Source organism: Pseudomonas sp. 5.2, assembly GCF_059025405.1.
On the sequence record NZ_JBYBHH010000020.1, the window covers coordinates 75,768 to 100,970 of the forward strand.

A 25,203-nucleotide genomic window follows, 5' to 3' on the forward strand; every position below is an offset into this window, starting at 1 on the left:
CGATGGCTTTTCGCGACCTGATCGATGACGTCGACGAGGTGGTGTTCGATGTCCTGGGCGATCTTGCGCATATCGAAGGTCGCGAGGTTCTCGGCATGTTTTCGGCGCCGTGGCTGCAGCCCAAGCTCGGCCAGATCAATACCGGCCTGCGTGAGCCGCACCTGGTCATCCGCGTCGGCGATAACGCAGGTGTCGATACGCGGCAGAGCGTGGTAGTCAATCTGCCGCCCGAGGACGGTGGTGGCAGCTACATCATCACGCGCACAGAGCCAGGCGGTGACGGCCTGGTGACGCTTGTCCTGAGGAAAACACCATGAGTGTCGGCAGCTACCATAAGTTGTCAGCCAGTTCAGGGCTGCTGACCCTGCAGATGAGCCCGCAAGACGTTAAAGGCTTCGAGGACTTTGCCAAGCTGGTGCCCAAGGCTATGGCTGCCGCTCAGCTACGAGCTATTAACAAGACGCTTCGTTGGCTTCGCGGTCAGGTTGCGCGTGAGGTGGGACGACAAGAGCGAATCGCCATCGCGGCTGTGAGGCAGCGGCTCAAGGCTTTCCCGATGGGCAGCAATGGGCAAGGCAAGCTGTGGTTCGGTATTCGTCCAATCGAAGCCAGTCGCGCTGGTCGTCCTCGCCAAACCCGGACAGGTGTGTCGGTGGCTGGGCGTCGGTATGAGGGAGCGTTCTACCGGCAGGTATACGGGGGCAAGCCCGATATCTGGATTCGCACAGCCAGCAAGCACTTCGATGCTGCCGACTATCCGGATAGCGAAGTCTCTGGTGGGGGTGGGCGACGGTCCGGCTGGGTTTCGGAGAACGACAGTCGCTTCCCGCTGGCGAAGGCAAAGATCTCGCTCGATGACGTTCGACCTCACTTCGAAGCCTGGACTAACCGGGCTCACGAACGGTTGAAGGTGGTCCTTGAGCAAGAGCTGAACTTTGAACTGCAGAAGTATTTGCGGAGAACAGGCAATGGTTGATGACCCAATACCCCTCGCTGGGATCTACGCGGCGATTGAGCAACACATAAGTGAAGCCATCCCCGGCCTCTCCTATGTTGGCACCATGCCGGATGGGATCGACATCGTGCCCATGCCAGCAGTAGTGCTGGAGTTGGCAGGCCTTGAGAGTGCGGACAAGGACCCGGGTACAGGGGAAGTCGCCGTTGATGCTCGCTTCGAGGCACGTGTGATCGTTGGGGCGGAGGTACCCAATTGCTTGCACGTGGTCGCGTTCGCTGCGGCCCAACTGGTCGTTCTGCTACGGATGCAGTCCTGGGACTTAGCGGTTGAGTTCGCTCAGTTCGTGAGGGCAGAGCGGGACTGGAGCCGGCCAGAACTGGATAGTTACGCAGTCTGGGTGGTTGAATGGACCCAGGTGATCTATCTCGGGGAGGAGGAGTGGCCGTGGCCCCGAGAGCCCGGCCCGCTGGTGATCGCCTTTGATCCTGACAGCGGACCGGGCAATGAGGGGCTGTACCAGTCGCCTGAGGCCATGGCATGAGCTATGCCAGCGCCGAGCACGACCGCATGCTGGCTGGTGTGGTGATCCCTTGTTACGTCGTGGCTGTCGACCTGGTCGACGCCAAGGTGCGGGTTACTGACGGCGGCGACTGGACCAGCGCCTGGGTGCGCTGGCATGCCGTGGCCGCCGGCAAGGCCCGCCACTGGCGTGCGCCGAGCATGGGCGAGCAGGGCTTGCTGGTGAGTCCGAGCGGCGAGCCGGCGCAGGGCACGTTCATTCCTGGGCTGTATGGCAATGCCGGCGCCCAACCGGACAACCGCGACCATGTCGAGGTCTGGCGGTTCGATGATGGCGGGTCTCTGGTCTACGACTGGGCGGCAAATAGCTACACCATCAAGTTGCCCACCGGCACGGTCAACATCGAGGTCGGCAGCAGTAAGGTGGTGGTGACCGACGACGCGATCACCGCCGAGTCGACTGCGATCAGCGCCAAGGCCCAAACCATCATTGCCGAGGCGCAGGCCATCACGGCCAAGGCAACCATGATCACCCTGCAGGGCAACGTCATGATCAGTGGCCAGTTGACGGTCGCGGGCAATATCCTCGGCCTGGGAAGCATCATCGACACCACCGGCAACACGCCAAACCACAAACACTGACAGCCCGCTATCGCGGGCTTTTTCGTATCTGGAGCATTGCCTTATGGCGACCAAGAAAACCGCTGTGGACGACGCGGCAACGGATGCGGCCGGCTCCGCGACAGTGCCTGTCACGCCGGCTGGCGTGACCTTCACCGACAGCGCCTATGCCTCGCGCTCGTTGTTCCTGCAGGCCGGTGACGACCTGCGCGAGTTCAAGGTGCTGGCCCACCGCGTGACCGTCCAGGGCGACGACGACGAAGCGCTGGCGTTCCTGGGCGGCCATGCCGACCTGCAGCGGCTGGCCGGCTAACCATGATTGGCCTGGACCGGCGAACCGGCCAGCCACTGACGGGCCTCGATCACCTGCGACAGTCGATTGAGGACATCCTGACCACGCCCTTGGGTAGTCGCCGCATGCGGCCTGACTATGGCAGCAACCTTCGGCGCTTTGTCGACCTGCCGGTCAACGAAGGCTGGAAAAGCGCCGTGCAGGCGGAAGTGGCGCGCTCGATGGTCCGCTGGGAGCCGCGCTTGAAGCTTGAGCGGGTCCGGGTGACGGCAGTGGTCGGCGGCCAGATCACCCTGCAGCTGACGGGTGAGTACCTGGGCAACGCTGCCGTACTGGAGGTAAGCGCATGATCGATCTTTCTTTGCTGCCCCCGCCCGACGTGGTGGAAACCCTGGAGTTTGAGACGCTGTATCAGGACGTGCTGAGTATCTTTCGGGCTCACATGGGCGACCAGTGGACGGCGCTGTTGGAGTCCGACCCGGTGGTCAAGCTGATGGAGGTCATGGCCTACCGGGAAATGCTGATGCGCGCGCGGGTCAACGCGGCGGCCAAGGCCAGCACGCTGGCCTATGCCAAGGGGGCCGACCTGGACAACCGGGCGGCTGACTATGGTGTCGAGCGGCTGACCATCCGTGCCGCCGACCCCGATGCGGTGCCGCCTGTGGCTGCGTTGATGGAAGGTGACGAGGCGCTGCGCTACCGCACGCGGCTGTCACTGGAAGCGCTGTCGGTCGCCGGCAGCAGCGGGGCTTACGAGTACCACGCGCTGAGTTCATCGGCTGACCTGGTGCATGTCTCGGTGGATTCCCCTCGGTTTTCCGGGGTGCCGGTCAGCGCCGAGGCCAAGGCGTTGCTGCCGGATGGCGCCATGGTGGTGGTCTGCAACTACGACGCCGGCTTGGTCAGTCCGCTGCCCGGTGACGTGTCACTGGCCATTCTGGCGGCAGCGGTCAGTACCACGCCGGCCGACCAGCTGGTGGCCACGGTCCAGGCGGCGCTCTCTGCTGAGAGCGTGCGGCCGATTACAGACCGCCCGCGTGTGCAGAACGGAGCACCCAGTGACTTCAAGGTGCAGGCTGTCCTGCATGTGGAGGCAGGGCCGGACCCGGCAGTGGTCAAAGCCTCGGCCCGGCAAGGTCTGGATGCGGCGATCGCCGAAGCGAGGCGTCTGGAGGGTCAGCTGCCGCTTTCGGCCATCTACGCGGCGTTACACGTAACGGGCATCAGCAAGGTGGACCTAACCCACCCGGCCGACGGGGTGGTGTGCGATAAGCGGCATTACCCCAACTGCACGTCAATCTCGCTGACCACACAGGTGGCAATGTGAGCCTGTTGCCGCAGAACGCCACGTTGCTGGAGCGTTCGCTGGAGGCGGCCAGCGAGCAGGGCATTGACCCGGAAATCATTCGGGGCGTCGCCGACTCGACGCGCTGCCCGCCCAACTTCCTCCCTTGGCTCGGTTGGGCTTGGAAGGTGGAGGGGTGGGAAGCGGCCAACACCGACCCCCAGCGCCGCGAGCTGATCCGCGAGGCGATTCCTGTGCACAAAACCAAGGGCACCGTCGGCGCAATCCGGCGCGTGCTGAGGGCGGTGCGGGTCAATGCGGATTTCAAGGAGTGGCACCAGATCCCGAACGCGGCGCCGTATACGTTCCAGGTCACGGCCTGGGCGAATGAGAACCGCGAGGGGGAGGGCTCGATTATTTCGCCGCAGTTGGGAGAGCGCTTGCGCGCCCTGATCGACGCGGCGAAGAACGAGCGCAGCCACTACGACTTTCGCCTGGGGGCGCGCTTCGATGGTGGTCTATTGGTGGCCAACGCTTCGCGCGGTCGGGCGCTGCAGCGGCGCTTGGTCGAGGCCCAGTCGGTCCCCATGCCGCTCTTTGAGCAGGGCCTGTTGCTGGCCAACGCCGCCAATACGCGGTGCCTGTCTCGGCATCTTGTCGAGGCGCAAGGCATCCCCATCAACGCTGAATCAGGCCTGCAGGTCGCCTGTGCTACCCGTGTGCGGGCAGTGCTGCGGGTGCTGATGGAGGCTGTGCAATGAGTACACCGTTACAACCTGTGATCACCAAGGCGGGCCTTGCGGCCATCCTGCGCGCCGACAACACCGGTATCGCGGCGCAGATCACCCATATCGCCCTGGGCAGCACGGGCTACACGCCCGACGATGGGCAGAAAAGCCTGGTTAACCAGGTGGCCAAATACCCTATCAGCGGTGGCGAGCGCCTGAGCAGCACGCTGTTGCACCTGACCGCGCTGGCCGATGGCGCACGGGCATTTTGGGTGCGTGAGGTCGGCTTTCTGCTGAGCGACGGCACGTTGCTGGCGGTCTGGTCGCACCCCACCGAGGCGCTGACCTACAAGTCGGCCAATACCGACGTGCTACTGGCTTACGACCTGTCGCTGGCCGCGCTGCCGGCCAATAGCGTGACCATCGTCAGCGGTGAGGCGGGCTTGAGTCTGAGCCTTGCCGAGCCGCTGGCGGCCGAAGCGGCGGCGTTGATCGCCGAGCAACTGCGCGGCTTGAAGCGCGGTGATGCGATTGAGCAGGCGACGGAAAAGCTGCGCATTGCCGGCGAGCAGATCAACGACCTGACGCCGCGCATGAAGGCGGCCGAGCGGCGCCAGGATGCCGACCGCGAAATGTTCGCCGAGCTGAATGCCACTCAGGGCGCCACCTTGGTCGCGGAGCAATTGCGCGCTCTGAAACAGCAGGATGCGGCCGACGCCGAGGCTGAGCTGCAGCGCATTGCCGGCGAGCAGATCGCCAACCTGTTGCTGCGCATGAAGGCCGCCGAGCAGCGTCAAGACTCTGACCGCGAGGGCCTGCTAAGCGCAATCGTTTCCAATGCTGCAGCCACTGTTGCGCTGCAGACCCTAGTCGTTACACAAATCCACGGAGCTTAAAACCCCATGAGTCTCGAATCCGAAGTAGCCAACCTGACCACCGAAACCCGTGCGCTGCTGAACTACTTCAACACCAAGAAAGCCGGCATCGAGTCGGCTGTAAACGCCGCTATCGCCGCCGTCCCTGAAACCACTCGCGACTGGTACGTTGACCCGGTGATCGGTCTGGACACCAACGCGGGCACCCTGGCCGCGCCGTTCAAGACCATTGAGCGAGCCATTGCGGCGACCCCGTCGTCGGGCTTGTGCAACATCTACCTGCTGAAAGACTACGACCTGAACCGTCAGGTCAACTGCACCTGCGCGGTGGTCGTGGTCAGCGGCGCCACTGGCGTCGAGGTCCTGCGAGTCAAGTATTTCCAGCAGTTGTCCGACCCAGCCAACCCTCAAAGCCCGCTGGAGACCCGCCTTGGTGGCTTCGCGCTGCAGCGGCAGGCCTCCAACATCGAGCTGCGCGGCCTGACCATTTCCCTGCCATCGCCGCTGGGTGTCACCCCGACCGTGGTGTCTAACCGCATGAACAGCTTCCTGCGTACCTACGGCAGTTTCTCGGTGCCGCCGCTGATGGGTATTCAGATGAACGCCGTAACCGTGCAGAAGGCCGCCGACTTCGTGGGCTACCTCGTCAGTGCGCCGTCGTCGTGCGTTGCCCTGGGCTGCGGCGCCGTGAGTTTCCCGAGCGACTTCGCTGGCCGCTATATCGACGGTATCGCCGCCGGCACTGACGTCAAGACGCTAACCCGTATTCTCACCAACCTGGCCACCCTGTAAGGACCCCTCATGAAAACCGCTGAAATCAACGTCATCTACAACGGCCAGCAGTATGTTGGCTTCGACTTCGCTGCCTTACCTCTCGGCGCCGCGCGGGTGGCCGCAAGCGAGCAGGTCGACCAGGCTGCGGATGCGGCGCGCCGTGTTCTTGCCGGCGATACCCTGCGCGCCCTGGAGCACCAGACCGCCGCCACGGAGGCCGAGGCATTTGCCCAAGCCAACTACACTGGCGAGGCCCCGCCCAGTGTGCAGGCCTGGATGGATGCCGCCGACCTCGACGCCCAGGCCGCCACCGAGAGCATTCTGGCCAAGGCGCAGGCCTGGCAGTTGGCCCTGTACGCGATCCGTGCCGCACGCCTCAAGGGCAAGCAGGACCTGCTCAAGGCGCCTAGCCATGTCGCCATGGAAGCCATCGCCGACGAGGCCATTGCCACCATCCAAGCCAGCATTGACGGGGTCGGCGGTCCCGTCTGACACCTCCTTAATCCACTGACCACCCAAGGCCGCCATGCGGCTTTTTTTGTGCCTGGAGGGCACGTATGAACCGAACCCACCTTGAGCATGTCCTTGCGGCTTTGCTGATCATGGCTGTCCTGTGGGGCGGCCTGGCCCTGCTGGGCGTACCGGCTGGCCACTGGGCCGGCGCCGCTGCCGGCATCTTCTTTTTCGCTGGCCGCGAGTACACCCACGGCGAGCGCAACCTGGCGCACGCCGAGTCGGTGCACCTGGCCAATCTGCGCTGGTACGACGGCCTGCGTATCTGGCGATGGACGCCTGACGGGCGCCTCGACTTCCTCTATCCCCTGGTGGCCTGCCTGATCGTGGCGCTGCTGGTCCAGGTGCTGCAGATCCTGCAGCGCTGACGGTTTCATTTCTCCCATCCTCGGGCCGCGCATGACGCGGCCCTGTGCATTCTGGAGTTTCAAATGGCTGCAAACTTCTTTCACGGCGTTACCGTAACGAACATCGACGCCGGCGCGCGCAATCTCTCGCTGCCGTCGTCCTCGATCATTGGCTTGGTGGACACCTTTACCGAGGGCGCGAACGTGTCGGCCAAGGTCGGTGACGTGGTGTTGATCACCAGCGAGAACGAGGCGATTGCCGCCTTTGGCGCAACGGCTGCTATCACCAAGGCCTGCCAGGCTATCTATGCTCGCTCCAAGGCGGTCATTGTCGCCACCGGTGTGGCCAAGGGCGCCGACGCTGCAGCACAGACCTCGGCGATCATTGGTGGAGTGCAGGCCAATGGCAGGCGTACCGGGCTGCAGGCGCTGCTCGACGGCAAGAGCCGTTTCAACGCCCAGCCGCGCATCATCGTGGCGCCCAAGCACAGTGCGACCCAGGCGGTGGCCACTGCCATGGATTCGATTGCGGCCAAGCTGCGTGCTATCGCCATCATCGACGGGCCTGGTACCACCGACGAGGCGGCTACTACCTATGCCAAGCTGTTCGGCTCCAAGCGTCTGTACATGGTCGATCCGGGTGTGCAGCAGTGGGACAGCACGGCCAATGCGACTGTCGATGCACCGGCGTCGGCCTGGGCCGCTGGCGTGTTTGCCTACACCGACAGCGAATACGGTTTCTGGGCCTCGCCATCGAACAAGGAGTTCGTCGGCATCACCGGTACCGGCCGCGCCATCGAGTACCTGGACGGCGACGAGACCTGCCGGGCCAATCTGCTCAACAACGCCAATATCGCGACCATCATCCGCGACGACGGTTTCCGCCTGTGGGGCAACCGCACGCTGTCGAGCGATACCAAGTGGGCGTTTGTCACTCGCGTGCGGACCATGGACATGGTCATGGACGCGATTCTGTACGGCCACAAGTGGGCGGTTGACCGCGCGATCACCTCGACCTACGTCCGCGACGTAACCGAGGGCCTGCAGTCCTTCATGCGCGACCTGAAAGCCCAGGGCGCAATCATCAACTTTGAAGTCTACGCCGACCAGGCCCTCAACACAGTCAGCGCGCTGGAGCAGGGCAAGGTGTATTGGAACATCCGCTTTACCGACGTTCCGCCGGCTGAAAACCCCAATTTCCGCGTCGAAATCACCAACCAGTGGTTGACCGAAGTCCTCGACCAAGCCGCCTAAGGAGCGCATCACATGGCAATGATTCCAGAAACACTGGCCAACCTGAACCTGTTCGTGGATGGCATCAGCTTTAACGGCGACGTCCCCAACCTGACCCTGCCCAAGCTCACGCTCAAGACCGAGGAGCACCGTGCCGGCGGGATGGATATCCCCATCGAGCTGGACATGGGCATGGAGAAGATGGAAGCCAACTTCACCACCACCGGCCAGCGCAAGGAATCGCTGAAGTTTTTCGGCCTGGCCGACGGTAATGCTTTCAACGGTGTGTTCCGTGGCACCTACAAGATCCAGAAGGGGGAAACCAAGCCGGTCATCGTTACCTTGCGCGGCACGCTCAAAGAGATCGACATGGGTGACTGGAAGGCCGGCGACAAGGCCGAACTCAAGCACGCCATTGCCGTGACCTACTACAAGCTCGAAGTCGGCGGCGAGGTCATTTACGAGATCGACCCGGTTGGCATGACCCGTGTGATCAACGGCGTCGACCAGCTGGCTAGCCAGCGCCGCGACCTTGGCCTGTCTTGATTCCTAATCACTCCACTCAATCTTCCAAATCAAGGATACAAAACCATGAGCAAGCCGCTGCCGAAGTTCATTACCCTGACCGCTGAAAGCGTCACCATTGCCTTGTCCAAGCCGGTCGAGCTGAACGGCATCAAATGCGACAACATCACCCTGCGTGCTCCAACCGTGCGCGATATCCGCAACTCGACCCGGACTGCGGACGGCGACGACGAGCAGCGCGAGCTGAACCTGTTCGCCTCGCTGGCCGAGGTTGGCGTCAGGGACCTGGAAGGCCTGGCGTACAAGGATTACAACCGGGTAGCGACGGGTTACACCTTTCTGGTGCGAGACGACGAGTTTTGATCCTGCCGTGCAGAAGCAAGCCGCCAAACGGCTTGCTGCTGAACTGAATTTCTCGCCTGAGGAAATCATGACCATGTCCTATGCGGACATGGTCTGGTGGCTCACAGATTGAGCTCGCAATAGGAGGCACCGATGGCAAGCAGGCTAGCGCTATCGCTGGTGATCGGGGGCGCCGTCGCCTCATCGGTCGGCGCCGCATTCAAAACGGTCGAAAGCGGCATCGAGAAGCTGGAGGCCAAGGGCAACAAAGCCAAGGTGCTGAAAAGTACCATTGGCGAAACCATCAAGCTGCGCGAGGAATGGAAGCGCGCGCATGACAGTGGCACCGCCGGTGCTGACAAGCTGCTACGCAAGCTGGACAGTAATCTGGATGCCTTGCGCAAGCAGGGCGTCGAGGTCGGCCGCCTCAGTCGGGAGTATCAGCGTCTAGGCCGAGAGGCCAGGGCGGCTGACCTGCAGCTAAAGGGTCACCAGCAGTTGCAGGCAGGCAAGGAATCGCTCAAGTCGAACATCGGCAAGGCTGTAGTGGCTACCGGCGCCGCCGCTGTGCCGACGATGATCAGTGCGAACTATCAGGCGATCATTCGTGACATTGCGATCAAGGCCGATATCGTCAATAAGCCGCAGGAACAGCAGCTTAACCGGACGGTGATCGACACGTCCAAAGACACCGGCATGGCGCGCAATGACGTGGCCGACCTGGTCAACCAGCTGGTCGGTGCCGGCATGGAACTGGACAAGGCGCTGTCGTATGCGCCGGTGGCGGCCAAGTTCGCCATTGGCCAGGGTGCCTCGGGTGTCGATACGGCATCAATGATCCAGGCGCTGGAGCAAAACGCCAAGATCAGTGATCCGAAGGTCATGCAACAGGCACTGGAGGCGATTGCCTACCAAGGCCAGGCGGGCAGCTTCGAAGCCAGCGACATGGCCAAGTGGTTCCCGCAACTGCTGGCCGGCATGGAGAAAAACGGTATCACCGGCCTGGATGCGGTGACCTCGCTGGGCTCCATGCTGCAGGTCCAGATGAAGACCGCCGGTAGTTCGGACGAGGCGGCGAATAACTTCAAGAACTGGATGGAGAAGATCGGCGCTGGCGATATCAAAAAAGCCTACAGCGATGTAGGCATTGATTATCAGGCCTCGCTGAACACTGGTCTGCAGAAGGGCATGAACGTCATTGAGGCGTCCATGGCCTTGGCTATGAAATACGTCGAGGCGACCGACCCGGCGAAGGCCAACAAGATCAAGGATGCCCAGGCTAAGATCGACAAGGAAGTCGACCCGGAGAAAGCCAAGGCAGCGCTGGAGGCCCTGGAGAAGACCCTGCGCACCGGCGATATCTTCGCTGACATGCAGGTCAAGGCGGCTCTCACTGCCTATGGGCAAAACCGGGGTTTGTACGAGGAGTTGAAAGCCGACTCCAAGAAGGCTTCGGGCATCCTCGACAAGAACCTGGCTGAGCGCCGCGAAACCTCAGCGCAGCAGTGGGCTGAGACGGTCCAGGCGGCTGACGACGCCATGCGCAGCATTGGCGATGCCATCCGCCCGGCCACCGACCTAGCCGCTAAGGGGCTGACGTCGGTTGCTCGTGGCATCACCTCATTGTCGGAAAGCTTCCCGTCGCTTGTCCTCGGCGTTGGAGGCGTTACGGCGGCGGTCCTGGCGTTCATGACCGCATCTAGCGCATTGAAAGTCGGTCGAGGCGTGTTCAACATCGCGCGCGGTCGAGGCCTGGAGGGGCTGGCCGGTCGAGTGGGGCGCAGTGATCGTGCGCCCATTGAGCTGCCCAAGACGGGCAGCAAGGTGGTCGACACCGGGCTTGGCCTGCTAGGCAAGGTGTTTTCTTCCCGTGCGAGTGAGCCGGCATCGGCCAATGACCCGGTAACGGGCGGCGGCGACACGCAGCGTGTATTTGTGGTTAACGCCGATGCAATCGGAGGGATCGACAGTCGTGTTGCAAATAGTTCCCCGGCAGCGCCACCTGGCGGCGGTAGTCGTAGAAGTCGCCGCCGGGAGCGTCGGCGTGCGGCGAAACAGGGCACTCCGGTCCGGCCCGTTGCGAAAGTCGAGGCGCCCCAGGCTGCTGTGGTCAGGCCGCAACGTCTGCTCGCGGCGCCTTCGGCCCCAACCGTCGGGGATGAGCTCGGCAAAGTGGCGCGCTCGGTGCGAGGGATTACTCGACTCGCCAAGCGGCTCCCTGGTGGCAACGTAGTCGATGCCGGTGCGGCCGCGATCGATGTGGCAATCAATGCCAAATCTCAGGATGAGAAGGCTGAGGGGTACGGTGGCGCTGCAGGCAGTCTTGCAGGCACCTTAGCCGGTGCTGCGGCCGGCGCTGCTATTGGTTCCGTAGTGCCCGTCATCGGTACTGCTGTTGGGGGGGCTGTAGGGGCCGTATTAGGTGGCCTGGGTGGTGAATCGCTGGGCGGTTGGTTGGGCAAGCGTTGGTTCGGTGATGAGCCAACCGAAGGCAAGGCCGAGTCGGAAAACCCAACGGCACCTGGAGAAGCGTTAAGCGCCACGCTGCAACCTGCGCAGGAGCGCGTGGAGGGCAAGACTGAGCCATCGGTGCCGCTCCCTGTGGCGTCAGAACCGGCACTGCAGCCACCAGTGCTTGTCGATCGTCGCGAGCCTGTCGTCAAGTCTGTTCCTGTATCGCCCGCGCCGGAATTGGGTGAGGCGGTACGTGATCTTGTCGAGGCCACCAAGCCGGTGCCTTCACCGAAGGTGGACAAGCCGGTCGGGGTGCCTGCAGTCCAGGTGCCTAAGCCCGTCGTGGTTGATAATCGCGAGCCTGTTGCCAAGCCGGCTTTGGGTGAGGCGGTGCGTGATCTGGTCGAGGCCACCAAGCCGGTGCCTTCACCGAAAGTGGACAAGCCGGACGTGGCGCCTGCAGTACAGGTGCCTAAGCCCGTGGTGGTTGATAATCGCAGGCCTGTTGCCGAGCCTGTGCCGGCATCGCCGGCGCCGGCTTTGGGTGAGGCGGTGCGTGATCTGGTCGAGGCCACCAAGCCGGTGCCTTCACCGAAAGTGGACAAGCCGGACGTGGCGCCTGCAGTCCAGGTGCCTAAGCCCGTGGTGGTTGATAATCGCAGGCCTGTTGCCGAGCCTGTGCCTGTATCGCCGGCGCCGGTTTTGGGTGAGGCAGTGCGTGACCTGGTCGAGGCCACCAAGCCGGTGCCTTTCCCGAAAGTGGAAAAGCCGGTCATGGTGCCTGCAGTCCAGGTGCCTAAGCCCGTGGTGGTTGATAACCGCGAGCCTGTTACCAAGCCTGTGCCGGCATCACCGGCGCCGGCCCTAGGTGAGCTGATGCGTGGCCTGGTCGATGCCACCAAGCCGGTACCTGCCCCCGCAGTCCAGGTGCCTTTGCCCTTGGTGGATGTTAGCCGCGAGCCTGTGCCGGCATCGCTCGCGCCGGCCTTAGGCGATGCGATGCGTGACCTGGTCAAGGCCACCAAGTTGGTGCCGGTGGCGACGCCTGCAGTCCAAATGCCTGAGCCTGCGGTGGTCGACAATCGCGAGCCAGTCGTCAAGCCGCTACCGACATCGCCGGCAAAGCTGGGCGACACGGGGCGCACAGTGGCCACGCCGGCGCCGGTGTCCTATGACCCGCTCGTCCCAGAGTCCAAGTACCCGTATCTGCTGCCGGCGCTGACGGCCAATAAGGTGCGTTTCCCAGGTGCACCGCTGGTGCGTCCGCCGGCTCAACCTGAGCCTGTGCTCGAGCCAGATCCGTTACCCGAGCCTGAGCCAGTACCGCTTCCAACGCCGGCACCTGCGAGGTTGGGCGACACGGTGCGTGCGGTGGCCACGCCAGCGCCGTTAGAGCCGCCGGTGTCCAATGCCCCGCTTAATGCTGACTCCAATGACCCGTACCTGCTGCCGGCGCTGACGGCCAACAAGGTACGTTTCCCGCGTGCACCTCTGGTGCGGTCGTCGATTCAATCTGAACCGGTGCCCGAACCTGAGCCTGAGCCAGTGCCGCCCCTGCCGGCGACACCGGCGAAGCTTGGCGACACGGTGCGCGTGGTTGCCACGGCGGTGCCAGTAGAACCGCCGGTGTCCTATGACCCACTCGATCCTGAGTCCAAGGACCCGTACCTGCTGCCGGCGCTGTCCGCCAACAAGGTGCGTTTCCCAGGTGCGCCCCTGGTGCGGCCGCCGATTCAACCAGAACCGGTGCCCGAGCCAGAGTCAGAAGCCGAGCCTGAGCCAGCGCGGCCTCTACCGGCAGCACCGGCGAAGCTTGGCGACACGGTGCGCACGGTGGCCACGCCGGCGCCGGTAGAACCGCCGGTGTCCTATGACCCGCTCGATCCTGAGTTCAGGGACCCGTACCTGCTGCCGGCGCAGACGGCCAGCAAGGTGCGTTTCCCTGGCGCTGGCTTGGTGCCGCCACAAGCTCATCCGCAACCGGCGCCGGAAACACCGCCGATCAAGCTGGGTGAGACGCTGCGCGAGGTTCCGGCAAAGTCGGCGCCGGCGCCAGTAGTTGTCGATCGTAGCGAGCCCAAGCCAGCTGGCGAGGCAGTGCCACTCCAGGCAGCCCCCCAGTTGGCGACCCTGCCTGCCGGGTTTGGCGATGTAGTGCGCGACATGATGGCCAAGGCAACGCCGCCGGCGCCGCGAATGCCGGAACTGGTACAGCCAGCCAAGGCAGCCGCGCCTGCGCCTGCAGCGGCACCGCAGGTGGACCAGGCGTTCTCCTTTTCGCCAAATATCAAGATCGATGTGCAGGGTGATGTGAAGGACCCGGCGCAGGTCGTTCGTGAAATCGAATCGCCGCTGCGGCAGCTGTTTGAGGCTTGGCAGCGTGAAGTATCGGCGCGGATGTCCTCGACTCAGCTATTCGATCAACCACACGTTTAAGGAGGGCCTTATGGCCTACATGGAGCTGCTGGAGTCGTCCCTGACGGGACTGGTTGCGGCAGGGGAGGCTGGACGCAAAAGTATGGATGGCATGCTGTCACCCCTTAATGGCGCTATCGGCAGCATCACGGGCGCTGCGGCGGAGCTGGACAGTATTCCGTTCGTGCCGCCCGAGGTCGGCGCCATGCTCGGCCGGGTCGTGCGCAGTATCAACGTGGCGCAGTCCCGTGTGGGACAGGTGGCCGCGACCTATAGCCGTGTCGTTAACGGGGCCACCCAGGTGCAGGAGCGACTGGGCACGTTCAAGCGGATGGCGGACAAGGTCGCGGCCGAGGCCGGCCGGGTGGCGGGTTTGGTCAGCCCTTCGCTGTCCAATATCGTGCCCACCGGCGGCCTGTTGGGCACGACAACGCCGCAACCTGAGGCCGTCGCGCCGTTCCCGCATCTGCTGATTATCCAGCCGCATGACCCCAAGAAGCAGCCGTATTACTTCAACCTCGATACGGCTGCGTTTGACGAACTGCGCCGGCAGGCGTCGTTTCGCTGGGCTGGTCAGGAACGCCTTCGCCGCACTGTGGCGCAGCAGGCCGTGGGTTTGGGTGAGGAAAAGATCACGCTCAAGGGCGCGATTTTCCCCCATCACAAGGGCGGCCTGCAGCAGTTGAACGTGCTGCGCACCATTGGCCGTAACCTGCAGCCGCTGAACCTGGTCACGGGCTACGGCGAGGTGCTGGGCAATTGGTGCCTGGTCAGTATTGAAGAGGAACAAAGCCACCTGCTGTCAGGCGGCATCCCCCGTAAACAGGGTTTTAACCTGGAGTTTGTGAGTTATGGCAACGACATGCAGAACGTCTGACGGCGACCTGCTCGACGTGATCTGTCAGCACCACTACGGGCATCTCAACGGCACCGTCGAGGCGGTGCTGGAGGCCAACCCGGATCTGGCCAGGCAGGCGCAGCCTTATCGTGCCGGCTTGCTGATCCTGTTGCCCGATCTATCGGCACCGGCGGTCGAGTTGCTGCAACTGTTCGACTGACCCCGCGTACCTGTAATGAAGCCCCGTCCCATGCGGGGCTTTCTGTTTCTGGAGTAAGCATGAAACCAACCTATGGAATCATCGCGGACCGCAAGGACATCACCGCGCTGATCAATGACCGCTTGCTGCTGCTGAGGATCTCGGACAAGCCCGGCATGGCGTCGGATGAGTTTGAGCTGCGCATTGACGACCGCGATCAGGTCGTCGCACTACCGGCGCGAGGAGGGGTGATCGAGGTCCTGCTGGGCTATGAGGGCCAACCTCTCAAGCGGGTGGGGGCCTACACCGTCGACGAGGTGCAGCTGTCCGGCCCACCGGACGAGTTGACCATTCGCGGTAAGGCCAGCGACATGCGTGGCAGTGGCAAGACCATTCGAAGCGGCAGCTGGGAGGGCGTGCCGCTTTCGCAGATTGTCACCGAAATTGCCAAGCGCAACGGCTGGGAACCGGTGTGCCCCGTCACGACGAAGGTCGAGCGCGTCGATCAGCGCAACGAGTCGGATTTCAACTTTGTCACGCGCCTGGCGCGGCAGTACGACAGCACGGCCAAGGTGGCTGAAGGCAAGCTGCTGGTCATGCCTAGGCAGGGCGGCAAAAGTACGTCCGGCAAGTCGCTGCAGGTCGTGACGATCAACAAGACAGATGTCTCCCGCTACCAGTTCCGACTGGGCGATCGCAGTACGCAAAGGGCGGTTAAGACCCAGCACCAGGACCCGAAAACCGGAGCCTTGAAGGTCGTCCAGCTGGACAACGACGAATCGCCGGATGGCCTGCCGTCGGTTCATACCGACCGCCATATCTACCCCAACGAAACCGCCGCCAAGCAGGCCGCCAAGGCGCGGCTGGCCGCGTTTAACCGCAGCACCGCCAGCGTGCGCCTGGAAATGGCAGGTCGACACGACCTGTTCGCTGAATGTTCGATCAATGCGCTGGGCTTCAAGGTCGGGCTCGATGGCGAGTACCTGGTGGACAGCGTCGAGCAGGTGTTTACCCAGAACGGTTGGACAACAACTGTGGAATGCAACGGCGGCAAGAAGGGCAAGGCCAAAGCCTCGGGCAAGAAAAAGAAAGACGAAAAGCCGCTCAAGGTTGAGCAGCTCTAACCCTCATGGCCGTATATGGCCAACCCTGGAGAAATCAATGGCTATCTCAGTTCAACAGTTGCAGCAGATCCTCCCCAACGCCGGCCGCAAAGCCGGCGTTTTTGTTCCTGGACTCAATGCGACGATGGGTAAGTATTCGATCATTACGCCTCGGCGCATTGCCGCATTCCTTGCGCAAGTCGGCCATGAGTCTGGCCAGCTGTTGTATGTGCGCGAGCTCGGTAACGATGCCTACCTGGCCAAGTACGACACTGGGCGCCTGGCGCAGCGCCTCGGCAACACTCCGGCGGCTGACGGCGATGGTCAGCGCTATCGTGGCCGTGGGCTGATCCAGATCACCGGGCGCGACAACTACGAGGCCTGCAGCGAAGCGCTGTTCGGTGACAGCCGCTTGCTCAATACCCCTGATCTGCTCGAACAGCCTGTGTACGCCTCTCTGTCGGCCGGCTGGTTCTGGCAACGTGCGGGGCTTAATACCCTGGCTGACAAGGTGCTGCAGTCCGATGACGCGGTTTTCGAGTCGATCACGCGCCGCATCAATGGTGGCCTGAATGGGTTGAAAGATCGCCAGGCGCTCTACACGCGTGCACTTGAGGTGTTGCAGTGATGTCTCTGAATTGGCGCATCGCACTTCTGGCTGTTGCGGTCGGGCTCTATGCCGGCGGCCGAAGCGCCTGGGTGTGGCAGGCCAGCGAGTACGGAAAGCAGCTGGCTGAGCAGGCCGCAGGTTATGTCCAGCAGTTGGCGGATGGAGATCGGGTACATGGTCGAGAACGTGAGGAGGCTGCAGCTGCAGCCTTGGAGCAGCTGGCAGAACAGAAAACTCAGCGAAAAGACCTGGAGGATCGCCTGCAGGAGCAGGGCAAAACACATTGGAAGGAGATGAACGATGCACAACAGATTCAAGCTCGCCTGCGTGACAGGCTGGCTACTGCTGACTTGCGGTTGTCAGTCCTTGTCGACGCTGGAGCCTTTGCCGCCCCGGGTTGTGACGGTGGGGTGCGAGAAGCCGCCGGCACCGGAGGCATGGTTCATGGACCCATTCGTGCCCAACTTGACCCAGCGCATGCTCAACGAATTATCGGCATCACCGACACCGGTGATCGAGGACTGATCGCACTGCAGGCCTGCCAGGCCTACGTGCGCGAAGTCACCAAGTGAAAAGAGGCGAGCCAGGAGGATGCGTCAACATCCAGCCCGGCCCGCCGAACCCGCAGACCCTTCCTGCAAGTCCGGCCGTGGCCTCTGCCTTGTGCACAAAGCGCGGCGAGCCTAGCACCTGTTTATCCATACAGTAAAGACTTGCATACATATGACCTCTCCAATTATCCCCTGGATGGGTGGCAAACGCCGCCTGGCCGACCGCTTGATCCCTCTCTTTCCCCCTCATGAATGCTACGTCGAAGTCTTCGCCGGCGGTGCCGCGTTGTTCTTCATGCGTCCCCAGCCCGCCCCGGTGGAGGTGCTGAACGATCTCAACGGTGACCTGGTCACCCTCTACCGCGTTGTCCAGAACCACTTAGAGGAGTTTGTGCGTCAGTTCAAATGGGCGCTCAGTTCCCGGCAGATCTTCGAGTGGCAGAAGATGACGCGTCCCGAAACCCTGACCGACATCCAGCGCGCCGCCCGGTTCTTCTACCTGCAGCAGCATGCATTCGGTGGCAAGGTCACTGGGCAAACGTTCGGTACCGCGACCACTGGGCCGGCCATCAACCTGTTGCGCATTGAAGAAAACCTGTCAGCGGCATGGCAGCGCCTCGCAGGTACCTATGTCGAGAATCTTTCGTGGCTCGCCTGCGCCGAGCGCTACGATCGGGCGCATACGTTCTTCTACATGGACCCTCCGTATTGGCAGACCGCCGGCTATGACGTCGACTTCCCCTTCGAGGAGTACGAGCGCATGGCCGACTTCATGCGCCGGTGCAAGGGCAAGGTAATGGTCAGTATCAACGACCACCCGGACATCCGCCGAGCGTTTGAGGGTTTCCACTTCGAGTGCCTGGATATCCGCTACAGCAATACGAACCAGCGACAGGGCAAGGCGGACGTGACCGGCGAATTGGTGATCATGAGCTGGCAACCAGACGGGCTTGGCCAGCTGTTCTGACCCTGAATCTTTAGGGAATAGTTTGGGTAAAAACAGGACCGTATCGGACCGCGACGCCGACGTGGAGGGATGGCCGCTAGGCCATCGATGTAATCAGGCTGCTTGTGCCTGGGACAGCGTTGAAACGGAACCTGATCCCTACCCACCCACTGTCTTTGGCTGCTAAAGTTAAGCTTGGATAAGGGCATTCGGACGTGTCTTCACTTGCATTCCAGTGAAATCAGTGCGAGATGAAGCGAATGCCCATATTATCCCGCGCATGGCAGCCAAAATTACGCAGACCATCAGGAGATGACATGGACCTCCCCGGCGAGAAGCTTGTGATAAAGCTTTGGGAAACATTAACGGAAAAAGGCCTTGGTGCGCTGCTCTCACCATGGCAAGTCGGCCGAGAGGGACGGGCCCGAAACGAAATACGTCGACATGAAATTCTCATGCTAGCACAAGCAGAGGCAGACGCCGCTGATATCCGGTCTGGCAAGAAAAAACTTCGTTCAGATGGAACTTTACTGCTCGCTAATACTGAAGAGACAGCGTGCGATATTGACGAACGGATTGAGCCAACCCTCGGTCTGTCTAAAGCCGTAGAGTACGGTAATAGAAGTTCAGTTGCAGCAGCAGCTCGATCAGAAATCAATGCCTCGAAAGCCATACTCTTTGCCGAAGAGCAACTTGCAGCCGATGGGCAACTCCCCCCAGATCGTCCAGTTGACGATGACTGGCTCTTCGCGTGGCGCGAGCAGGCGGGCAAGGTTTCTAATGAGGATCTGCAACGGATGTGGGGTAGCGTTTTAGCTGGTGAGGTTAAAGCACCCGGTCGATATTCGATCCGGACGCTGGAATTTTTGAAAATGCTCTCCAAAACAGAAGCCGAAACGATCAGTAAATTGGCAAGATATGTCATCGCCAGTTCCATTGCTCGGGACCAGCTTGAGCACTTGGAATCTAATGGTATTTCCTTTTCCATGCTTATACAAATGCAAGAATTGGGCGTGATTTCTGGTGTTGAATCTATTGGACTCGCAACAACATATGAATCAGTTCGTGACGATAAGTTTCTTCGAGGCTTTGTCTCCCATGGCAAGATACTAATACTTGAACATGAGGACCCCAAAAAAACTGTCAAGTTTGAAATCTTCTTGCTTACGGCTGTAGGTGAGCAAGTACTTCAGTTGGGTTCATTCGAGCCTGATCTAGAGTACTTGCGCCTCATTGGCAGGGATTTTGCCGGCAAAGGGTTTACAGTCAAGCTCGCGGATTGGGTAAGCGCATCTGATACAACAGGACGGTTCTATAATGCACAAAATATTACACTTGACGCGCCTGCGCCTCAGACCTAACTTTTTAGTTGTGCCGGAAAGCGTTGAGCCGCTCTGATGGCAACCTGGTTCGGCTGCAACAGCTCAAGTGTGTCGGCTGTCGTTGACGTTTGGTCATCCATGCTCATACTCTAGGTACCAGAATTCTTAGGGCAAATCTAGGGCAATACCTAGGGCGCCTTACGCCTAAACGGGCCAGCAAATGATGCAAGATTAGCCGTTTTTTCTGGCCTATGGTGGGCTATCTAGAGCGCCGGGCGGGTACAAACCCCTATCCTTGGTGGATGACACCGGATCAGCGCAGGTGGGATTTAGCACGGTGTTTCTTGATGAGGTTGTCGAGGCGCGCCCGCATCTGGACTACCTCCCAGTCATTACTTTGTCTGCCTTGATCATCCACTATGAACGAGTTCGTGACCCGTTCCAGAACCTGAAGATCTGTAAGTTTGTCGAGCTCGGCTGGTGTGAGGTGAGGGTTACTTGCCGGTACCAGAGCACGTAGTTCTTCCATTGCGCGGTCGCGTTTCATAGACAAACTCCTTTTGCCAGCTCAAGGATTATAGCCCGGGCAGATCCCTGTCCTCTGAATCACGATCAGTGGCTAGCTCGGTGTCCTTAGGAATGGAAGCCGTGGGGCAAAAATGGGGCAAGCTGTGCGCCATTCCATGCCAAATCATGCTCACCTAGCCACAGATGCTCAGACACAAAAAAGGCGCCTAGTCCCTATTTATTGGGGGTTGGGCGCCTTTTTCTATTCCTACTCCAGCACAATTGGAGTGTGTAATAGTCGAATCAAAGCGGATTCATGACCAGGTCAGATAACCAGCTGTTAGCTGCTTAAACCTACTGTCTAGTGGTGCTTTGCCGTTACCTGGAAGGTGTGTCAGGAGAAAGTCGATGCACTCCTGAAGGCGCTGATTGACCACGCCGGCTTTGATTTTTTCCAGCGCTTTGCAGGCTTGTTTACGGCAAAGCTCGTCACTAAGTTGAACCTGGATTTCAAAGCTTGTGAGTGCTGCTAGTGCAGTAGGCGCCCATTGGTCACCTAGCAAGCCTAGAAGTTTATCGTAATAAATTGCCCCTCTTGGGGAAACTCCGCTGCAATATGGCCGGCCGTTACCGATTCGACAAATCAGGAAAACCTTAATCAGCTTGGGTGCGAAATTCGCAAGAATGTCCTGCTGATTGTGTATGTAAGACATTATGTCGTCAGCTACTGGGGCTTCGTGGTGGAAGTTGTCCCAAGCATTATGTTTTTCTAGTAACGAGTCTATCAGTCCATCTACGATAATCGCTCGCTCAGCACCTGAGCGGAATGCATTGCCATTAACGGCTTGGAGAAACTGAACGCCAAGCTCGTATTTGTCTTTGTGGAGGTTAGTGTTGTAACCTTCGAGAGTTAACCCAAGGCGATATTTGAAATCCTCATTGCTAGCTTGCCAGACAGGAACTGAAAGGAGGGAAATATTCTTCCTGACTTGTGGGTCCGTATCTGCGGCTACATAGATCCCAAACATAGTTCTGAGGATGTTCCCGCAGTGATGAGACGCGAGCTCATTTATTTTGCTAGTAATGCTGGCAAGGTAAGCTGCGTCTAGAGGCTGCGTGTATGTGCGGAGATTCTGGATAAAAGCCTGGACCTGCAGTGCGGACTCAGTTGGTCGATCCTTCAGCACATCTTTGATGCAGTTTGTAAGCCACGCTAAAAGCTCGTAAGCGTTAATTGTGTAGTTTGTTGGGTGGGATATCCCAATATCGTTGCGCATGTCGAGCATGTGCTTGAGTTTTTTTGTTGTTGTCTCACTAATCAGTTCAAGCTTTCGGCATGTATCCAGAAGAGTTGCGTCTTTTACTGCGCGAAGGTCGTCTTCCGTTTGATAAAACTCCCTGTTTTTTCCTCCGATTGCCGCGTCGTAAAAGATGTCGAGCCCATAAGCTATTACTTTCTTGTGTAAGTCTAGAACGACTTCGTTCCAAATCGCATTTAGGGAGTAGTCAAAAAGTCCAAATCCTGCGCCTACAACAAATTTTGAAAGGTATCTAGCACCTTGTTTGGCATCATGAGGGAGTGATTCAATCAATGCCGGTAATGCCTGCCCAATAATTGCCCTTTCCTCTTGGGAGGCAATGATATTTTCATGCGGCAAGCCAATGGCTTGCAGCAGCTCAACGACCATCTGCGCTTGTGGGTCAACTAACTGCATTTGTGGCTTGGGGACTAGACTGCTCATAGTGGATCCGTTCCTATCTGCAATACGATTTTGGGGCCTGGGTCTCGATGACAGAGCTAGAGCCTGTGGGGCCGAGTGAGCCAACCTGAAGCCTATCCGTGTCAGGGTCTGAACGCATTGTGCCAGTACAGGTGTGTTCGGGCTATGGAGCCAGCGTGAGTGCATTGCGCTGCCGCTTGTGGGGTGCAGTCGTAAGGCAGTCCAGCGCGTCAGGCTAGGCCGCACATCAGCGTGTGGTCAGGGCGTTATGCTGAAAATTCTCAGGGCAAATTTAGGGCAGATACTGGGCCGTTCAGGGCCGCGTAAGACCGAATGTGCGTACTGTGACGCCAGGTTTTGCTGGCCTAAAGCGGCCTAAGGAGGGCGCCGGGCGGGTTCAAATCTCTATCCCGCTTTTTAGGCTCAATACAGCCACGACTCGGTTATCGTGGGGGTGGGCTGAAAAGGCGAGCCGGGTAGCTCAACTAAAGTCCGGTTGGCCCGCCAAGCCATCGATCGCTCTATCATTCGATCAGGTGGTAGTCGCCTCTGGTTCTGGGGTCAGGTGTAGCGCCTCTGCAGTCGTCAGAACGCAGGGGAGGGTGCCCAGGGAAGAAAATGAGCCCTTCCGCTTCAAGCGCAAAAGCGAGTGCCTGCATTGTGACGCGCCGCAGCTCCTTTCCGAGCTCGACCGTGCGGATTGCGTCTGGTGAAACGCCCGAACGAAATGCGAGTGCTTCTACACTCCACTCAAGGGCTAGGCGTGAAGGTTCGCAATGCTCTGAACGGAAACCTAAGGGAAGGTCCGCAAAAAATTCTTGCCTCTCCTTTGGGATATCTTCGTCTTTGCTCGGTATCGGGAAGGTAATGATTTCGGCCGTCATGGTCAGCACTCGCCGTGCTGTATATATGTACAGTATAGCGAGGAAGCCATCTAGAGCAATAGATACGGTTTAAGGCCGGTTTCATCGATGGGCGGGAGGCTATTTTCTAATTTATATTTCCATTCGTTAGGCAAGCCGAAGGCAGCCCTCAAATATCGGGTAAGAAATCAATGCGCTGCAGATTGCTCTGGCCAGTTGAAGCTGCCTTTCTGGCTCATTCCCGTAAGCGTTCGATCCCTGTCAAGATAGCTTCCGCATGAGTATCCAATGTCATTAGAGCAGCCATGACATTATCATGGATATGGGTAGAGCCACGTTGACTAACCCAGAGAGAAAGCTCTTCTAGGGCTGCTCTGATAGCAGCTTGGTTCAGTATTAGCAGCTCCATAGTGTCTGCTGTGATTGCGGCTTTCTCGTCCATGGAGGTCTCTGGGCCGATTGAAAGGGCTCAGGCGAGGATAGCCGGTTTTCGGGACTACAGCGGCTTGTCGAGCGTGTCGGAATCACTTTTTCAGGCGAGCTTGGCTTACGCTCCCATTGGTCTTGGAATCGCTGGAACGGCAGCGGATGGTACAAAAATGGTACTAGAGCTTGCTGTGCGGGCCGGAGGTCGCGTAATTAGGGACCTTCAGGAAGAATTGGCCCAATCCATCATGGGTGCAACGGAGAACCGGCGCGACGGCTCAGGCCTTGTCGCAACTGGGTTAGAGCCTGATTTTGCAGTCATTTCGTTCAACGTGTTTCGTACCGGATTCGGGGTTTTCAGGGCGGTTTCAGCAAGCGGTGGCTGCGATTTAGCAATCGGGCGGCGACGTGTAGCAAATTCCCGTGGCAACAGCACACGCAGAGGCGGATTGCAAAGCCCGCTACATCGGCCATGTTCGCGTAAGTGTGGAAGACGGCTAGTTTACCAAGAGAAATCGCGGTTCGTCCGGAAACAGGTCCTTCGAATGCTGCAGGCGCGACATTAGGCCTCTATAACCGAAGTCCCACAGGCTGCGCCCCTGCCCGATACCGCTACCTTGTTGGCAGGCACAATTTCCGATAACGTCCCGCCCCCGACCGACACATGGCAAGGATTCCATCGTGCATCAGAACCTCAGGACTGCGTTCATCGTTACCGTATTGATGATGACCTCCTGCACATCGTCCACCCCTTCAACCCCTGCCACCGATCAAACGCGTATCGGATCACGAGGCGACTCGGCCTATGGCCTGGGTGTCGATGCATACAAGCGCGAGGACTATCCTGAAGCGGTGGTGCAGTGGCGTCAGGCCGTGGCGCAAGGGAATCGGCTTGCGCTCAACAACCTGGGCTACCTGGCCTACTATGGCCTTGGCATGCAGGCCGACCCATCCTTGGCTGTCGATCTGTGGCACAAAGGCGCAGCGCTGGGTGTTTCGGAGGCTCAGTGGCATCTGGGCATCGCTTATCAGGAAGGCAAAGGGGTGAGGCCAGATCCCGTTCAGTCTTACACATGGGTGCGCTGTGCCATTGATACCGCCACACGCAATGCTGCAGCTGCGGACGCGCATGCGGACACCGAGCAGAAGATTGCGAGCGACGCCCGCGTAAGCTTGGTGGAGATCGTTGACAAGATGCCGGTAGAGAAGCTGGCTGATGCCCGCCAGCGCGCCTCGGCCTGTATGAACGCCTACAAAGTGCGATGAGCCTGTTTTCTCGGCCCTGTAACCCTCAGGGCTGATTGAAGGAAGGGCAGTTCGGTCTCGCGTACGTTATTCGCGGGTGTCCCTGAGGCAGATCTTCGAGAGACGGGCTAAATCCTAATGCCAGCCACTTTGGGCCAAGGGGGCCGCTGCGCGACCCATCGCAGCGGTCCGGCGCCCCGGCAAGCCAGCTCCTACAGGTGAGCGAGACTCACACGAAATACGCTACTCCTGTAGGAGCTGGCTTGTCGGGGCGCCGGACCGCTGCGATGGGCTGTTAAAAGCGCTCAGCGTAAACGCTCCATGGAAAGCCCGCGGGTGCCTTAGCTCCGCGAGCCCAGCTGCCCATCAAGCTCGACCGTTTAACTCGGCAAACTCATATGCAACAACGGAAACGGCCGCCCCTCACCATCCACCTTAGAGCGCCCCGTCTGCACAAACCCATAATGCAGATAAAACCCTACAGCCTCCGGGTTCTGCTCGTTCACATCCACACTCAGCGTGTGCCGCGAACCGCGTGCGTAATCCAGCAGCGCGCGCCCAATGCCGCGCCCACGCAGGTCGGGGTCGATAAAGAGCATTTCCACATGCTCCTGATTCAGCCCGATGAAGCCTAACGGGCAATCTTCAGCATCGACCCCGACCCACAAATCGACAGCGGGGAGGTAAACATCGCGCAACTGCGGCAGCAGCGCGTCTATGTCGGATGCCTGCAAAAAATGGTGAGTGGCGCGAACGGCGCGCAGCCAGATGTCGAGCAGCAGTGGATGGTCTGCGGCGTTGGCCTGACGAATGATCATGTAATCAACCTTGTTCACTTGATAACGGAGTAGCGGCACGCCATTAGGCGACCGTATAAGTGTCGGCATCTTGAATGCCCGCTTCGCGAACTAACGCCTGGGCGGTGCACTGCAGAGGGGGCCGAAAAGGAAGGGGCTGAAAACGTACTGATACCCGCAGGTTGCGTCAAGGG

General features: G+C 60.1%; 28 protein-coding genes. 24 read left to right on the plus strand and 4 right to left on the minus strand.

Annotated elements, in window-relative coordinates:
* Positions 1–2: 2 nt before the first annotated feature.
* The 23 genes from AC5PZ0_RS24825 (at position 3) to AC5PZ0_RS24935 (ending at position 19,489) form a co-directional block, all read left to right on the plus strand.
* The gene (locus AC5PZ0_RS24825) at positions 3–317 is read left to right on the plus strand and encodes a head-tail joining protein (protein ID WP_493855915.1); all 315 of its coding nucleotides are present in this window, start codon (positions 3–5) and stop codon (positions 315–317) included.
* Positions 314–976 (plus strand): hypothetical protein, encoded by a 663-nt coding sequence (locus AC5PZ0_RS24830; RefSeq protein WP_493855916.1) that lies wholly within the window; start codon positions 314–316, stop codon positions 974–976. The genes AC5PZ0_RS24825 and AC5PZ0_RS24830 overlap by 4 nt, the downstream gene beginning before the upstream one ends.
* Positions 969–1,499, plus strand: coding sequence for a hypothetical protein (locus AC5PZ0_RS24835; protein WP_493855917.1), 531 nt, complete (start codon positions 969–971; stop codon positions 1,497–1,499). The genes AC5PZ0_RS24830 and AC5PZ0_RS24835 overlap by 8 nt, the downstream gene beginning before the upstream one ends.
* Positions 1,496–2,119 carry a phage baseplate assembly protein V gene (locus tag AC5PZ0_RS24840; RefSeq protein WP_493855918.1) on the plus strand — a complete coding sequence of 208 codons (624 nt, stop codon included), beginning with the start codon at positions 1,496–1,498 and terminating at the stop codon, positions 2,117–2,119. The genes AC5PZ0_RS24835 and AC5PZ0_RS24840 overlap by 4 nt, the downstream gene beginning before the upstream one ends.
* Positions 2,120–2,162: 43 nt before the next feature.
* Positions 2,163–2,411, plus strand: coding sequence for a hypothetical protein (locus tag AC5PZ0_RS24845; protein ID WP_493855919.1), 249 nt, complete (start codon positions 2,163–2,165; stop codon positions 2,409–2,411).
* A 2-nt stretch (positions 2,412–2,413) separates the two neighbouring features.
* Positions 2,414–2,740: a GPW/gp25 family protein gene (locus AC5PZ0_RS24850; RefSeq protein ID WP_493855920.1), complete on the plus strand. Its 327-nt coding sequence runs from the start codon at positions 2,414–2,416 to the stop codon at positions 2,738–2,740.
* Positions 2,737–3,717, plus strand: coding sequence for a baseplate assembly protein (locus AC5PZ0_RS24855; RefSeq protein WP_493855921.1), 981 nt, complete (start codon positions 2,737–2,739; stop codon positions 3,715–3,717). The genes AC5PZ0_RS24850 and AC5PZ0_RS24855 overlap by 4 nt, the downstream gene beginning before the upstream one ends.
* Positions 3,714–4,436 (plus strand): phage tail protein I, encoded by a 723-nt coding sequence (locus tag AC5PZ0_RS24860; RefSeq protein ID WP_493855922.1) that lies wholly within the window; start codon positions 3,714–3,716, stop codon positions 4,434–4,436. Before AC5PZ0_RS24855 ends, AC5PZ0_RS24860 begins: the two co-directional genes overlap by 4 nt.
* On the plus strand, positions 4,433–5,299 hold the full coding sequence (locus tag AC5PZ0_RS24865) for a phage tail-collar fiber domain-containing protein (protein ID WP_493855923.1): 867 nt from the start codon (positions 4,433–4,435) through the stop codon (positions 5,297–5,299). The genes AC5PZ0_RS24860 and AC5PZ0_RS24865 overlap by 4 nt, the downstream gene beginning before the upstream one ends.
* 6 nt (positions 5,300–5,305) lie before the next feature.
* Positions 5,306–6,070, plus strand: a complete 765-nt coding sequence (locus tag AC5PZ0_RS24870; protein ID WP_493855924.1) for a hypothetical protein — start codon at positions 5,306–5,308, stop codon at positions 6,068–6,070.
* Between the two features lie 9 nt (positions 6,071–6,079).
* On the plus strand, positions 6,080–6,544 hold the full coding sequence (locus AC5PZ0_RS24875) for a hypothetical protein (protein ID WP_493855925.1): 465 nt from the start codon (positions 6,080–6,082) through the stop codon (positions 6,542–6,544).
* Positions 6,545–6,609: 65 nt separating this feature from the next.
* On the plus strand, positions 6,610–6,933 hold the full coding sequence (locus AC5PZ0_RS24880; protein WP_493855926.1) for a hypothetical protein: 324 nt from the start codon (positions 6,610–6,612) through the stop codon (positions 6,931–6,933).
* A gap of 63 nt (positions 6,934–6,996) precedes the next feature.
* Positions 6,997–8,166: a phage tail sheath subtilisin-like domain-containing protein gene (locus AC5PZ0_RS24885; protein WP_493855927.1), complete on the plus strand. Its 1,170-nt coding sequence runs from the start codon at positions 6,997–6,999 to the stop codon at positions 8,164–8,166.
* Positions 8,167–8,178: 12 nt separating this feature from the next.
* Complete coding sequence (locus tag AC5PZ0_RS24890) at positions 8,179–8,691, plus strand: phage major tail tube protein (protein ID WP_493855928.1); 513 nt, start codon at positions 8,179–8,181, stop codon at positions 8,689–8,691.
* Between the two features lie 45 nt (positions 8,692–8,736).
* Positions 8,737–9,033: a phage tail assembly protein gene (locus AC5PZ0_RS24895; RefSeq protein WP_493855929.1), complete on the plus strand. Its 297-nt coding sequence runs from the start codon at positions 8,737–8,739 to the stop codon at positions 9,031–9,033.
* Positions 9,034–9,165: 132 nt separating this feature from the next.
* The gene (locus AC5PZ0_RS24900) at positions 9,166–13,902 is read left to right on the plus strand and encodes a phage tail tape measure protein (RefSeq protein ID WP_493855930.1); all 4,737 of its coding nucleotides are present in this window, start codon (positions 9,166–9,168) and stop codon (positions 13,900–13,902) included.
* A gap of 10 nt (positions 13,903–13,912) precedes the next feature.
* The gene (locus tag AC5PZ0_RS24905) at positions 13,913–14,758 is read left to right on the plus strand and encodes a phage tail protein (RefSeq protein ID WP_493855931.1); all 846 of its coding nucleotides are present in this window, start codon (positions 13,913–13,915) and stop codon (positions 14,756–14,758) included.
* The gene (locus AC5PZ0_RS24910) at positions 14,733–14,939 is read left to right on the plus strand and encodes a tail protein X (RefSeq protein WP_132846538.1); all 207 of its coding nucleotides are present in this window, start codon (positions 14,733–14,735) and stop codon (positions 14,937–14,939) included. The genes AC5PZ0_RS24905 and AC5PZ0_RS24910 overlap by 26 nt, the downstream gene beginning before the upstream one ends.
* Before the next feature lie 59 nt (positions 14,940–14,998).
* Positions 14,999–16,042, plus strand: a complete 1,044-nt coding sequence (locus AC5PZ0_RS24915; RefSeq protein ID WP_493855932.1) for a phage late control D family protein — start codon at positions 14,999–15,001, stop codon at positions 16,040–16,042.
* Between the two features lie 37 nt (positions 16,043–16,079).
* Positions 16,080–16,649: a glycoside hydrolase family 19 protein gene (locus AC5PZ0_RS24920; RefSeq protein ID WP_493855933.1), complete on the plus strand. Its 570-nt coding sequence runs from the start codon at positions 16,080–16,082 to the stop codon at positions 16,647–16,649.
* A complete protein-coding gene (locus tag AC5PZ0_RS24925; protein ID WP_493855934.1) occupies positions 16,649–17,203 on the plus strand; it encodes a lysis system spanin subunit in 555 nt (184 codons plus the stop codon). The genes AC5PZ0_RS24920 and AC5PZ0_RS24925 overlap by 1 nt, the downstream gene beginning before the upstream one ends.
* Before the next feature lie 151 nt (positions 17,204–17,354).
* Positions 17,355–18,149, plus strand: coding sequence for a DNA adenine methylase (locus tag AC5PZ0_RS24930; protein WP_493855935.1), 795 nt, complete (start codon positions 17,355–17,357; stop codon positions 18,147–18,149).
* A gap of 296 nt (positions 18,150–18,445) precedes the next feature.
* Complete coding sequence (locus tag AC5PZ0_RS24935; protein ID WP_493855936.1) at positions 18,446–19,489, plus strand: DUF2806 domain-containing protein; 1,044 nt, start codon at positions 18,446–18,448, stop codon at positions 19,487–19,489.
* 274 nt (positions 19,490–19,763) lie between these two features.
* Here AC5PZ0_RS24935 and AC5PZ0_RS24940 read toward each other — a convergent pair whose 3' ends face one another.
* The 3 genes from AC5PZ0_RS24940 to AC5PZ0_RS24950 form a co-directional block, all read right to left on the minus strand.
* A complete protein-coding gene (locus AC5PZ0_RS24940; protein ID WP_493855937.1) occupies positions 19,764–19,997 on the minus strand; it encodes a hypothetical protein in 234 nt (77 codons plus the stop codon).
* 274 nt (positions 19,998–20,271) lie between these two features.
* Positions 20,272–21,699: a hypothetical protein gene (locus AC5PZ0_RS24945; protein WP_493855938.1), complete on the minus strand. Its 1,428-nt coding sequence runs from the start codon at positions 21,697–21,699 to the stop codon at positions 20,272–20,274.
* A 1,077-nt stretch (positions 21,700–22,776) separates the two neighbouring features.
* Positions 22,777–22,983 carry a hypothetical protein gene (locus AC5PZ0_RS24950; RefSeq protein WP_493855939.1) on the minus strand — a complete coding sequence of 69 codons (207 nt, stop codon included), beginning with the start codon at positions 22,981–22,983 and terminating at the stop codon, positions 22,777–22,779.
* Between the two features lie 665 nt (positions 22,984–23,648).
* Between AC5PZ0_RS24950 and AC5PZ0_RS24955 the strand changes: the two genes are divergently transcribed.
* Positions 23,649–24,233, plus strand: coding sequence for a tetratricopeptide repeat protein (locus AC5PZ0_RS24955; protein WP_493855940.1), 585 nt, complete (start codon positions 23,649–23,651; stop codon positions 24,231–24,233).
* A 359-nt stretch (positions 24,234–24,592) separates the two neighbouring features.
* On the opposite strand, the gene AC5PZ0_RS24960 is transcribed toward AC5PZ0_RS24955, so the two are convergent.
* On the minus strand, positions 24,593–25,030 hold the full coding sequence (locus tag AC5PZ0_RS24960; RefSeq protein ID WP_493855941.1) for an acetyltransferase: 438 nt from the start codon (positions 25,028–25,030) through the stop codon (positions 24,593–24,595).
* Positions 25,031–25,203 lie beyond the last annotated feature (173 nt).